General features: G+C 73.3%; 14 protein-coding genes. All 14 read left to right on the top strand.

Features of this window, described 5'->3' with window-relative positions:
- Positions 1 to 407 precede the first annotated feature (407 nt).
- The 14 genes from JT723_RS20770 to JT723_RS20705 all read left to right on the top strand — a co-directional run bounded on the left by JT723_RS20770 (position 408) and on the right by JT723_RS20705 (position 12,226).
- The gene (locus tag JT723_RS20770; protein ID WP_205046234.1) at positions 408 to 1,664 is read left to right on the top strand and encodes a polysaccharide pyruvyl transferase family protein; all 1,257 of its coding nucleotides are present in this window, start codon (positions 408 to 410) and stop codon (positions 1,662 to 1,664) included.
- Entirely contained in the window at positions 1,661 to 2,014 is a 354-nt protein-coding gene (locus JT723_RS20765) for a nuclear transport factor 2 family protein (RefSeq protein ID WP_205046233.1), read from the top strand. The genes JT723_RS20770 and JT723_RS20765 overlap by 4 nt, the downstream gene beginning before the upstream one ends.
- A 65-nt stretch (positions 2,015 to 2,079) precedes the next feature.
- Positions 2,080 to 2,328: an acyl carrier protein gene (locus JT723_RS20760; RefSeq protein ID WP_205046232.1), complete on the top strand. Its 249-nt coding sequence runs from the start codon at positions 2,080 to 2,082 to the stop codon at positions 2,326 to 2,328.
- The gene (locus tag JT723_RS20755; protein ID WP_205046231.1) at positions 2,325 to 3,401 is read left to right on the top strand and encodes a beta-ketoacyl synthase N-terminal-like domain-containing protein; all 1,077 of its coding nucleotides are present in this window, start codon (positions 2,325 to 2,327) and stop codon (positions 3,399 to 3,401) included. The genes JT723_RS20760 and JT723_RS20755 overlap by 4 nt, the downstream gene beginning before the upstream one ends.
- Positions 3,402 to 3,467: 66 nt before the next feature.
- Positions 3,468 to 4,349, top strand: coding sequence for an NmrA family NAD(P)-binding protein (locus tag JT723_RS20750; RefSeq protein WP_205046230.1), 882 nt, complete (start codon positions 3,468 to 3,470; stop codon positions 4,347 to 4,349).
- Complete coding sequence (locus JT723_RS20745; RefSeq protein WP_205046229.1) at positions 4,336 to 5,034, top strand: putative quinol monooxygenase; 699 nt, start codon at positions 4,336 to 4,338, stop codon at positions 5,032 to 5,034. The genes JT723_RS20750 and JT723_RS20745 overlap by 14 nt, the downstream gene beginning before the upstream one ends.
- On the top strand, positions 5,031 to 6,254 hold the full coding sequence (locus tag JT723_RS20740; RefSeq protein ID WP_205046228.1) for a cytochrome P450 family protein: 1,224 nt from the start codon (positions 5,031 to 5,033) through the stop codon (positions 6,252 to 6,254). Before JT723_RS20745 ends, JT723_RS20740 begins: the two co-directional genes overlap by 4 nt.
- Positions 6,251 to 6,472 carry a ferredoxin gene (locus tag JT723_RS20735; protein WP_205046227.1) on the top strand — a complete coding sequence of 74 codons (222 nt, stop codon included), beginning with the start codon at positions 6,251 to 6,253 and terminating at the stop codon, positions 6,470 to 6,472. The genes JT723_RS20740 and JT723_RS20735 overlap by 4 nt, the downstream gene beginning before the upstream one ends.
- A gap of 25 nt (positions 6,473 to 6,497) precedes the next feature.
- The gene (locus tag JT723_RS20730; RefSeq protein ID WP_205046226.1) at positions 6,498 to 7,286 is read left to right on the top strand and encodes a class I SAM-dependent methyltransferase; all 789 of its coding nucleotides are present in this window, start codon (positions 6,498 to 6,500) and stop codon (positions 7,284 to 7,286) included.
- 141 nt (positions 7,287 to 7,427) lie between these two features.
- Entirely contained in the window at positions 7,428 to 8,021 is a 594-nt protein-coding gene (locus tag JT723_RS20725) for an NADPH-dependent FMN reductase (protein ID WP_205046225.1), read from the top strand.
- Positions 8,022 to 8,126: 105 nt separating this feature from the next.
- Positions 8,127 to 9,260, top strand: a complete 1,134-nt coding sequence (locus JT723_RS35255; RefSeq protein ID WP_205046224.1) for a glycosyltransferase — start codon at positions 8,127 to 8,129, stop codon at positions 9,258 to 9,260.
- A gap of 19 nt (positions 9,261 to 9,279) precedes the next feature.
- Entirely contained in the window at positions 9,280 to 10,218 is a 939-nt protein-coding gene (locus JT723_RS20715) for a 3-oxoacyl-[acyl-carrier-protein] synthase III C-terminal domain-containing protein (protein ID WP_205046223.1), read from the top strand.
- Complete coding sequence (locus tag JT723_RS20710; protein ID WP_205046222.1) at positions 10,218 to 10,943, top strand: hypothetical protein; 726 nt, start codon at positions 10,218 to 10,220, stop codon at positions 10,941 to 10,943. The genes JT723_RS20715 and JT723_RS20710 overlap by 1 nt, the downstream gene beginning before the upstream one ends.
- Positions 10,944 to 10,972: 29 nt before the next feature.
- On the top strand, positions 10,973 to 12,226 hold the full coding sequence (locus JT723_RS20705; RefSeq protein ID WP_205046221.1) for a beta-ketoacyl-[acyl-carrier-protein] synthase family protein: 1,254 nt from the start codon (positions 10,973 to 10,975) through the stop codon (positions 12,224 to 12,226).
- The last annotated feature ends 14 nt before the right edge of the window (positions 12,227 to 12,240 follow it).

Here is a 12,240-nt window from a genome sequence, read left to right as displayed (position 1 = left end):
CTGGACGACTCTGGCGGCACCACTCCCATCAGCGGGTTCATCTCCCCCTCCGCACCCAACCTGTGAGCGGATCCACCGCGAACCCCCCGGCGGGTGCGGGCGGTTCGCCGGCGCAGGCCCAGGAAGGCCGGGTCGCGGGCGCCGCGGCCGCCCTTCCGCACGCTCGGGACCTGCACATTTGACACCCCTCTGGCCTGCTCCTGTAATTCCCGGTCGTGCCGTGCGCCTACTCCTGACCAACCTCTGAACCAGCACGGGTTGAATCATGCGCCCTGCACCGAAGAAGGTATGTATCACGATCCCATGCACTGTCTGCCGCACCCGGAAGCCCGTTCAAATGGCGCTGCAATTGCGCGGGCCCCGGTAATTCGGAATCGCGCTGTCGGAAGAAGGGCATACGGGCCACGATGAGTGAACGCCCTCTCTACTACCTGGTCTCGACCGCGGGCATACCCAATCTGGGCGACGAGCTGATCGCCGCGACCTGGGTGCGCTATCTCGCGGAGCACGCACCCGGCGCGGATGTCGTCCTGGACTGCGTCGACCCGTCGGCCGTGGTGGCGCCGCTGCGTTCCCTGCACCCGCGGCTGCGCACGGTCTCCACCCTGTGGCAGCTGTGCTTCCGCAACTGGGCGGCAGGGCTCGGCGCCGCCGACGCGGTGCAGGCGGCGGTCGCCGACCCCGGGCAGGCAGCAGCGGACCTGCGGGACGGGATCGGGCTGCTGCGCCGGGCCGACGTGGTCCACCTGACCGGCGGCGGTTTCCTCAACAGCATGTGGCCGGCCTTCACCGGGCTGCTGTCCGGCATCGCGGCGGCCACAGAGCACTCCGGCGGGCGCGCGGCGATGACCGGTGTCGGCCTCATCCCGCCGGCCGCCGACGGCGAGGACCGTATACGGGCGCTCGCCGCGCGCCTGGCGGTGGCCGACGTCCGCGACACCGCGTCGGCCCAGCTGCTCGGCGACACCGCCGCGCTCTCCTGCGACGACGTCTTCCTCTACCCGCGCGCGTGGCGGGACGAGGAGTCCGCGGACCTGCCGGACGTCATGGTGTCGGTGCAGTTCACGCTGCGCCCCACCGCGCTCTTCCCGCCCGGCGCAGCCGCGCCGGCGGCGGGCGCACCGGGCAACGCGGCGCGGGAGCGGGCGGCGCAGCGCGGCATGGGCGGGCTGATCGCCCTGGTCTCCAAGGCCGTTGCCGACTGGGGCGCCCGCGAGGTCGGGGTGCTCGAATGCTGGCCGGACGCGGACCGCGACGTGCTGGCGGCGACGCTGGGCGCACTGCCGCGGGCGCGGCTGTTCACCCTGGAGGACGTGCTGCGCCGGGGCTTTCCCGCGCGGCCCGGCCAGGCCTGGTTCTCCACCCGCTTCCACCCGCACCTGCTGGCCGCGGCGGCCGGGGCGTCGGGCGTCGCGGTGAGCCTGCGCGACGACTACTACGGCACCAAGCACCGCTCGCTGACCGACCACGGTTCGCCGTGGGCACTGGCGCGCTGCGACGTGCTCGGGCCGCAGGCACCCGATGTCCCGCAGCGGCCGGCCGCGGGCGGCTACCTGCCGGCGCAGCTCGACGCGCACCAGGCGGCCAAGCGGCGGGTGGCGGAGCGGATCTACGGGTTCGGCCCCGCGGCGGGTGCGCCGCACGACGGCGGCGGCGCCGTATGAGCGCGGGCGCGCACGCGGACGTGGTCCGCCGCTACCTCGCCGTCTGGAACCTCCCCGACGACCGCAGGCGCGCGGCGGTGGACGAGGTGTTCACCGAGGACGTCTTCTACGCCGACCCCGAGGTCGCCCTGCGCGGCAGGACGGCCCTTGACTCCTACATCGGGCTCACCAGGCGCCGTTTCGAGGGGCTGGTGTTCACCGCGTACGGCCGCCCCGACGGACACCACCAGCAGGTGCGCTTCGGCTGGCAGTGCACGGCCGAGGGCGGCGAGCCGGCGCTGACCGGGATGGACGTCGCGCTGCTCGACGGCGGCCGGGTCCTGGCCCTTTACGGCTTCTTCGACCGCTGAGCAACCGCCCGCCCAGCCCCGCCCGTTGACCAACTCCCCCTCGTGACCGAACAGGAGGCACCGCCATGGCGGTCATCAGTGCCGACACCCGGGACCGTATCAAGAGGCTCGTCAGCGACGTCCTGGAAGTGGAGTCCGACGAGATGACGGACACCAGCCGCTTCGTGGAGGACCACGACGCGGACTCGATGCGGCTGATCGAGATCCTCTCCTCGCTCGAACTCAACCTCAAGGTGACCATCCCGCAGTCGGAGCTGCCGCGGATGGTCAACCTGTCCGGCGTGTACGACGTCGTCGGGGAAATCCGGCCGTGACCGCTGCCACGCTCGCCATCACCGACTGGTCGGCCGTCTCCCCCTTCGGCACCGGCCGCGACGCCTTCGTCAAGGGCGTACGGCAGCAGCAGTCCACCGCGGTGCAGCTGGACCGGGAGCGGTGGGGCGGGCCCGACGACGTCGCCTGCCTCGTACCGGACTTCGACGTGCGCACCGTGCTGGGCAAGAAGGGCACCCGGTCGATGAACCGGGTGACGGGCCTTGCGGTGGCGACCTCAGGCGACCTGCTGGCGAGCGCCGACGGGCTTGAGGTGCCGCGCGAGAGCACCGCGTTCGTGCTCGGCACCACCGTGGGCAGCGCGCAGAGCACCATCGACCTGACCCGCGGGTCGCTCACCGGCGAGCGGCCCTACCACGTCGAGTCCGGGCTGATCCCGTACGCGGTGATGAACGGCGCGGCCGGCCAGTGCGCCATCTGGCACGGGCTGCGCGGACCCAACGCGACGCTGTCGGCCGGCCGGCCCGGCGGACTTGTGGCCCTCAACTACGCCCGCAGGCTGCTGCTGAGCGGGCGGGCCGCGGCGGTCCTGTGCGGGGCCGCGGAGGAGTACTCCGACGCGCGGGCCTGGATCGACCACCACAGCCGGGACGACGGCGCAGCAGGGCCGGTGCTCGGCGAGGGCTGCGCGCTGTTCTCGCTGACCACGCAGCCCGAACTTCCGCCGCTCGCCGAGCTGTTGGCGGTGGCCTCCGGGACCTTCGCCGACGGCGACCGGGAGGGCGCGGTGGCCCGCTGCGTACGGCGCGCCCTGGCGGCGGGCGGTGCGCAGGCCCAGCAGGTGTGGGTGGCCTGCCCCTCGGGGGCCGCGGGGGCCGAGGGCGACGCCGAGATCGCCGCGCTGAACGGGCTGTTCGGCGCCTCCCGGGTGGGGACACCGGTGGCGGCGCTGATCGGCGAGACGCACGCGGCCTCAGCCTCGTTCGAACTGGCCGCGCTGCTCAGCCGCGCCGAGGACGACGCGTCGTGCGCGGGACGTACCGCGGTCATCACCTCGGTCGACCCGGGCGGTACGGCAGCGGCGGCGCTGCTGCGGCTGCGGCCCGACCGCTGACCGGTGCCCGGACCGCGGCGGCCTGATGTGCATTCCGGAACTGCGACCTCGAAGGGAGCCACACGCATGCCCCACACGAGCGGCGAGCACAGCACGAGGACCGTCCTGGTCACCGGGGCGACGGGGAACGTCGGCCCGTACGCCGTCCGCCAGCTGCTGGAGGCGGGCGCGAACGTCCGCGCGCTGGTGCTCAAGGACGACCCGAACCTGCACCGCCTTCCCGACGGCGTCGAGCTGCACTACGGCGACCTGGCCGACCCCGACAGCGTCGAGGCGGCGCTGCCCGGGGTCGACGGGGTGTTCTGGATGTGGCCCTTCTTCGCCCTCAGCACCGCCACCGCGCCGGCGGTGCTGGAGCGGATCGCCGCGCACGCCGGGCGGGTCGCGGTGGTCTCCTCCGTCGGTGTGCACCTGGGCATCGAGCCGGTGGACAACAACTGCCACGCCTACCTGGAGAAGCTGCTGGAGCAGACCGAGCTGGAGTGGACCTTCCTGCGCACCACCGGCTTCATGGCCAACGCGCTCGGCTTCGCCCCGCAGATCCGCACCTCGGGGACGGTGCAGTTCCCCTACGGCGACGCGGTCCGCACCTCGGTGCACGAGTCGGACCTTGCCGCGGTCGGGGTGCGGGCGCTGACCGAGGACGGGCACGCGGGGCAGAAGTACCTGGTGACCGGCCCCGAGGCGCTCTCGCAGCGGGAGCAGGTGCAGATCATCGGCGACGTGCTGGGGCGCACCCTGGTGTGGGAGGACATCCACCACGACGCGGCCCGCAAGGCGATGGTCGACACCGGGTGGCCGCCGTCGTACGCGGACGGCGCGCTGGACTACTTCGCCGACCTGTGCGTCACCCCGGAGCCGGGCTCGACCGTGGTCGCCGACACCACGGGGCGCCCGGCCCGCTCCTTCCGCGAGTGGGCGGTGGAGCACGCCGATGCCTTCCGCTGAACCCGGCTTCGTGACCTTCGGCGTGCTGCACACGGACGGCGCCAGGGCGTCGGCCGACGCGGCCGCGGCGATCACCGCCGAGGTGCGCGAGTGGGTGCGGCACGCGCCGGGGTTCGTCTCGTCGCGGGTCCACCTCGGCGTCGCCGACGACGTCGTGGTGCACCGCGGGGAGTGGACGGACCCGGAGTCCTACCGCACCTCCTTCCAGGACAGCCCGGCGGCCGGCCGGCTGCACGGCGCGGCGGGCTGGCCCGGCGTCACCGGGGCGACGGTCTTCCGCGGCGCCCCCGCGGCCGGCATCTCCGGTCCCGCGGCCGGGCGGCGGCCGGGCACCGTCGTGGTCGCCACCCGGCACCTGTCGGGTCCCGCGGCCACGGCGGCGCTGCTCGGCCTCCTGCACGGCAGCGGCGAGTGGAAGCGCGACAGCCCGGGGTTCGTGTCGGCCACGCCCTACGTCGACGCGGACGGCCGCACCTTCGTCAACTACCCGGTGTGGGTGGACCGGGCGGCCTACGACGCGTGGATGGCCGATCCGCGCATCCCGGCAGGCCAGCAGGAGATCGCCCGCCTGGAGGTGGCTCCGCCGGAGTACCTGCTGTGCACGGTCGTCTCGGACATCGCCGCCGCACCCGCGGCGGGCACCCCGCGTACCGGCGGCACCGCACCCCCTGGAGGCACCGCATGACCACCGCACAGGCGCACGCGCCGCTGTTCAGCCCGGAGTACTACCGGGACCCGTACGCCACCCTGGGGTGGCTGCGCGAGCACGACCCGGTGCACGAGTTCCGCTTCCCCGTCGGCGACGTGCGGATGTGGATCGTCACGCGCTACGACGACGTACGCGCGCTGCTGGCCGATCCGCGGTTCAGCTCGGAGAGCGGCACGTGGGCCAACGAGGAGTTCACGGCGGCCGGGCTGACCACCGGCGCCGGCAGCATCCTGGAGAAGGCGATCACCGTCGTCGACCCGCCGGCGCACACCCGGCTGCGGCGGCTGGCGATGAGCGCCTTCACCCCGCGCCGGGTCGCCGACTGGCGGGACACGGTGAGCCGGACGGTGGAGGCCACGCTCGAGCAGTGCGCGGCCCGCGGCACCTTCGACGTGATGGACGACTACGCGGGGGTGGTCTCGTCCGGGGTGATGGGCGAGATCCTGGGCTTCCGGATCGACCGGCACAAGGAGCTGGTCGAGGCGCTGGCGCAGGCCTTCCCTTCCGACCCCGCGCTGATGGACCAGGTCCCGGCGGGCTTCGGGCGGATCTGCTCCTACGCGGCGGACCTGGTCGCCGACAAGCGGCGCCACCCGGGCGCCGACCTGACGTCGGTGCTGGTGCAGGCGCGCGAGGACGAGGACCGGCTGTCGGAGGACGAGCTGGTCGCCATGGTGGCCGCGATGATCCTTGCGGGCAGTGACACCATCAGGGCCTTCGTCGGCAATGCGGTGCTCGCGCTGCTCGACCACCCCGACCAGGCGCGGCTGCTGGCGGCCGACCCGGGTCTGGGCGCCGGGGCGATCGAGGAACTGTTGCGCTACGACGGCGCCTTGAGCGCGGGCCTGTTCCGTATCACCACCGAGGAGGTGGAGTTGGCCGGCACCGTGCTGCCCGCCGGGTCGCCGGTGATCGCCGCGCTGCTGGCCGCCAACCGGGACCCCGCGCGCTTCACCGACCCCGACCGGGTGGACATCACCCGGCCCGACAACCGGCACCTGGGCCTCGGCCACGGGCTGCACAACTGCCTGGGCGCCGCGCTGGCCCGGATGGAGGGCGACATCGCGGTGGGCGGCCTCTTCCGCCGCTTCCCGCACCTCGAACTGGCCATGGATCGGGACGAGATCGGCTACATCGAGAACTGGGCGATGCGCCGGATCGTGCGGCTTCCGGTGCGGGCGGCGGCCGGCGCATGAGCAGCGGCTCCTTCAGCGTGGACCGGGAGCTGTGCCGCGGCACCGGGCTGTGCCAGGCGATGGTTCCCGCGCTCTTCGGCAGGACCGACAGCGGCTACCCGGCCGCCGACACGGGCGAGTTGGCGGACGAGCGCAGCGTCGTGCTCGCCGACGAGGTCGCCGAGTGCTGTCCGACCGGGGCGATCGAAGTGTTCCGGCACGACCCGGTGCACGAGTGACACCGGCAGACAGGAGGAGGGCGGTATGAACGGACAAGGCGAACGCGGCTTCCCCGCGGGTCCCGAGGAGTCGGGCGAGCGGGTCATCGGCCGGCTGTGGGAGCGCAACTACGACAGCGGGACGTCCGCGCTGCTGGAGTCGCTGCCCTTCCGGGAGGACTGGGACTGCCTCGACCTCGGCACGGGCACCGGCTCCATGGCGCGCTGGATGGCGCGGCGTGCCCGGCGCGGCTCGGTGCTGGCCGTGGACGTCGACACGTCGCTGGTGGACGAGGACGTGCCGCACAACCTGACGGTCAAGCAGATGGACCTGCGGGCCGAGGACTTCGTCGAGGGGTCCTTCGACCTGATTCTGGCACGCGCGGTCTTCTCTCAACTGCCGGACCCGGACGCGTCGTTGGCACGGGCGGCGCGCTGGCTCGCACCCGGCGGCTGGCTGCTGGTGGAGGACTTCTGCTTCATGCCGTCCGAGCACTCCACGACCGAGACCGGGAAGGCGGTGATCGACGCGTATGTGCGCACCTTCGAGGCGCATGGCGTGGACGCCTACTGGGGGCGGCGGGCGCCGGCGCTGATGGCGCGGGCGGGCCTGGTGGAGATGGGCAAGCAGGTGCGCCCGCTGGGGCCCGGGCAGGGCGAGACCGAGAACGACCTGATGCGTGCCCGGCTGGCCTACCAGGGGGCGCCCCTGGTGGACAACGGGCTGGTGAGTGCGCAGCAGCTCGCGGAGTTCGTGGCGTCCCTGGACGACCCGGGCGCCCAGGACATCGCGACGCTGCAGATCTCGGTGTGGGCGCGCCGACCCGCCGCCTGACGTGGGCGGCAGCTCAGTTGCGTACGCCGTACCGGAATGGCTAAGCTGAGGGAACGTCAACCCCGTACACTGTACGAAATAATGGAGCCGGGCCGCGACGTGACGGCGCTGCCCGAACGCGCGTGGCCATAAGGGGAATCGATGCCCGACAATCCGATAAAGCTCGCTCTGATCACCGGAAGTGTGCGCGGTGGGCGCTTCGGCCCCGTGGTCGCGAAGTGGTTCGCCGGGCAGGCCCAGGCGCACGGCGAGGTCGAGGTCGACGTCATAGACCTCGCCGACTACCCGCTGCCGCTGGAGATGCCGCCGCACGGCGAGATGCCGCCCCCCGAGGTGGGGGCGGTGTGGGCCAGGCTGCAGGCTAAGCTCGCCTCGGCCGACGCCTTCGTGATGGTGACGCCGGAGTACAACCACGCGGTGCCCGCCTCGCTGAAGAACGCCATCGACTGGTTCAAGCAGGAGTGGGTGGCCAAGCCGGTCGGCATCGTCTGCTACGGCGGCGTCGGCGGCGGCCTGCGCGCCGCCGAAAACCTGCGGCTGATCTTCGCCGAACTGCACGCCCACACCGTCCGCGACACCGTCAGCTTCCACAACTCGTGGGGCGACTTCATCCAGGACGGCGCGATCGTCAGCCCCGAAGGCAGCGAGGCCGCGGCCAAGACGCTGCTGGACCAGGTCGTCTGGTGGGGCCAGGCGCTGCGCGACGCCCGCGAGAAGCGGCCGTATCTGAACTGATCCCGCACAGGACCGGTCACACCGGCCGGGGGTATGGGCAGGCGGCGCCTGCGCATACCCCCGGTTCTGCTTTCCCGGACTTCTCCCCCGTTGTCAGGAGCGCCCGTGAGGTTCCTCTTCATCGCGGCAGGCAGCGCCGCCACCGTCTTCGGACTGGCGCCGCTGGCAACCGCCGTGCGCAACGCCGGCCATGAGGTCTTCATGGCCGCCAACGACAACGTGATGGGCAGCGTCGCCGGCGTCGGGCTTCCCGGGGTGCCGGTGTCCGCGGTGCCGCTGCTGGACTTCATCACCAAGGACCGCACCGGCGCCCCGGTCGCGGTGCCGCAGGGGATGGCCGAGGGCGTCCGCTACACCGGCACCTGGTTCGCCCGGATGGCGGTGGCCCAGCTCGAACGGCTGCTGGCCTTCACCGCCCACCGGCCGCCGGACGTCGTGGTGGGCGGCACCCTGTGCTACGCGGCGCCGCTGCTGGCCGCCCGGTTCGGCATCCCCTGGGTCCGGCACGCCTGGGACGCCATCGACGCGACCGGCGCCGACGCCGGAGCGCAGGAGGAACTGGCCGCAGAACTCGCCGAGTTGAGCCTCGACGGGCTGCCGCGGCCCGACCTCTTCGTGGATGTGTGCCCGCCCGGCATCCGCCCGCCGCACGCGGCCGAGGCCCGCCTGATGCGCTGGATCCCCGTCACGACCCAGCGCCCGCTGGAGCCCTGGCTGTACGCCAAGGACTCCGGTCGGCCGCGGATCTGCCTGACCGCGGGCAGCCGCGTCACGCAGGACGCCGCGGAGGGCACGGCCTTCCTGGCCGACATGGTCAAGGCGCTGTCGCTGCCCGGTGTGGAACTGCTGGTCGCCGCGCCCGACGACGTGGCGCGGGGGCTGCGCGCCGCCTTCCCCGGCATCCGCGCGGGCTGGATGCCGCTCGACGTGCTCGCCCCCAGCTGCGACCTGGTCGTCCACCACGGCGGCGGCACCACAGCGCTGACCGGGCTGCGCTCCGGGGTGCCCCAACTGATATTCCCGCAGGGCGCGTTCAGCGTCCGCGGGGCGCAGGCACTGGTGGACTACGGCGCCGCGCTCGCACTCGACCCGCAGCAGGCGGCACCGGCGACGGTCACCGAGGCCGCACTCGACCTGCTGCACAGCCCCCGATACCGGGCGCGGGCCGGGGAGTTGTCGCGCGACATCGCCCGGCTTCCCGCACCGCCCGACCTGGTGGGTGCACTGACCGCCCTGTGAGAACACGAGACGGAGCGCGATGATCACGCTGACCGCGGTGGAGTCGGCCTTCCCCGACACCACCGTCACCGTCGAGGAGCGAGCCGCGCAACTCGGCCGCAGCGACGTACAGACCCATATGCACCGCACCATCCACGGCCTGGACACGATGCACTACGACGCCGGGCTGGACCTCTACGACCTGGTGCTGCCGCCCGCGCGGCGGATCCTGCGGGCCACCGACCCGCAGGCGGTGCGCTACCTGATCTACGGGCACGCGCTGCACGGTGCCCGCGGGGCCGCGCCCGACACCCCGCAGCAGATCAGGCAGCGGCTCGGGCTCGGCGGTGCGACCGCCTTCGCCATGACGCAGCAGAACTGCGCGATCCCGCTGTCGGCCATCGACACCGCGGGCGCGCTGCTGCGGGCCGACGGCGAGCCCGGTGCGACGGCGCTGCTGGTGACCGGTGAGAAGCCCGCGCCGGAGGTGGCCGCGGCGATCGACACGGTGATGATCGCCGACGGCGCGGCAGCGTGCCTGGTCTCGCTCGGCGGACCGGGCGCGCAGGTGCGGTCGTTCGCGACCCGCACCCGCGGCGAGTACTACCAGGGGCTGGCCGGCAGCCGGGAGGACTTCAGGTCGGCGGCGCAGATGCGGCCCAAGGTGCTGTGGGAGATCATGCGCGAGGCCGTCGACCGGGCCGGCTGCACCCTGGACGACATCGAGTGGATCATCCCGCCCAACCAGGGCTACGCCTTCTGGGAGGGCGTGCTGGACCGCGAGCCGGTGGCCGGCCGGGTCTTCTTCGACAACAACCGCCGGTTCAGCCACTGCCTGGCCGCGGACATCCTGATAAACGCCGCCACGCTGACGCACGAGCGGCGCTTCTCCCCGGGGCGCCCGTCGATGTTCCTCGCGACCGGGCTGGGCTGGACCTTCTCCGCCATGGTCGTCGTACCGATCCCGGAGGCGGGCTGATGGCGGACCTGCGACTCGTGACGGCCGTCGGGGCGAGCACCCCGCAGGACGGCGCGGCGGTGGGCCACAAGGAGGTCGTGGACCTGCTCGTGGCCGGGCTGCCGCAGGACCTGCCGCCGCCCGGCCTGGTGCTGCTCTCCTACGCGGCACCCGACGTCAACGGCAACCAGACCGTGGCGTCGTACCTGAACATGCGCACCGGCGGCCAGGCGCACAGCTTCGCGGTGTCGGGGCAGGGCCTGGGCGGGCCGTTCTCCGCGCTGCGGGTGGCCCGCGCCTACGCGGCCGAGGCCGGGACGTCGGTGCTGGCCGTGGTGGAGTGCCGTACGCCTGACGGGGTCGGCGCACCGCTCGCTGCGACCGGGGCGCTGCTGGCCTTCGGAAGCGGCGAAGGCCCGGTCGTGGAACCCGCAGCGGGCGGGCAACTGGCCGCACTGGCACAGGAGTCAGGCCCGCTGCTCGCGGTGCTCGGCCCGGCCGCGGACGCCGGGGCGCTCGGTGTGCCCGCGGGCGCCGACATCCACCGGGTGGCGGCCGGCGGCTACTGCACGAGCGTGTGGCTGGCGCTCGCCAGGCACTGGCCGCGGTGGTCGCGTACGTACACGGCGATCGCCCTGTGCGACACCGACCCGCTGCACGGCACAGGGCATGTGGCGGTCCTGCACGGAACGCACGCGCTGCACGGCACCGCAGAACGAGGCGGCAGGCCGCAGGCGGTTCACTGACCCAGGCTCACCCCAGAGGAGTGCTCGTCATGAACGACACGGCACAGCGCACCGGGCGGCAGGCGGCGGAGCGGCCGGACTCCGCCCGGGTGGTCATCACCGGGCTCGGGGTCTTCTCCAGCATCGGGATCGGCGCGAAGGAGTTCACCGAGGGCCTGCGGGCAGGCCGCAGCGGCGTCTCGCCGATCACGGCCTTCGACGTCACCGGCTACGACCGGGCCAACGGCTGCGAGGTGCGCGACTTCGCACCGCAGGAGTGGATCACCCGGGGTCCCGCATCCGAGCTGGGCCGGGCGAGCCAGTTCTCCGTGGTGGCCGCGCGGATGGCGGTCAGGGACGCCGGGATGGACGAGGACGAGCTGCGCGGGCGGCGGGTGCAGATATCGATCGGCACCACCGACGGCGAGTCGCGGGACATGGACCACCTCGCCGCGAGCTGGGTCAGCGACGGCCCCGAGGCCTTCGACCCCGGCCTGTCCCGGCGGCTGAGCGCCGACCGGCTCTCGGCGTCGGTCGCCCAGGAGCTGCGGCTCACCGACGCCGAGTGCGTGACGCTGGCGACCGCCTGCTCCGCGGGCAACTACGCCATCGGGCACGGCTTCGACGCGCTGCGGATGGGCGACGCGGACATCGCGCTGTGCGGCGGCGCGGACGCGATGTGCCGCAAGTCCTTCACCGCCTTCTACCGGCTGGGCACCATCGCACCGGACTTCTGCCGCCCCTTCGACGTGGACCGGCAGGGCATCCTCACCGGCGAGGGCGCAGGCGTGGTGATGATGGAGACGCTGGAGTCCGCCCTGGCCCGCGGCGCCCGGATCTACGCCGAGGTCCTCGGCTACGGGCTCAGCTGCGACGCCCACCACCCGGTCTCCCCCGAGCAGTCCAGCATCGAGCGGTGCATGCGCTCGGCGCTGGACGACGCGGGGGTGGCCCCCGAGGACGTCGACCTGATCTCGGCGCACGGCACCGGGACCCGGATGAACGACGTGACCGAGTCGCGGGCGATCCGCGGGGTGTACGAGGGCCGGCCGCCGCGGACCATCTCGCTGAAGTCGATGCTGGGGCACACGATGGGCGCGGCGAGCGCGCTGGCCGCGGTGGCCTGCTCGCTGGCCATCACCCACGGCTTCATCCCGCCGACCATCAACCACCGCAGGACCGACCCGGAGTGCGAGATCGACTGCGTGCCGAACGAGTCGGTCGACGCGGACCTGCGGGTGGTGCAGAACAACGGGCTGGCCTTCGCCGGCAACAACGCGGTGGTGGTGCTCGGCAAGTACTGACGGCGGGCGGGCCG

This window comes from Actinacidiphila bryophytorum, from assembly GCF_016916835.1.
Classification (GTDB): domain Bacteria; phylum Actinomycetota; class Actinomycetes; order Streptomycetales; family Streptomycetaceae; genus Actinacidiphila; species Actinacidiphila bryophytorum.
The sequence above is the reverse complement of the archived record's forward strand: the minus strand, read 5'-3'. Positions and strand labels throughout refer to the sequence as shown.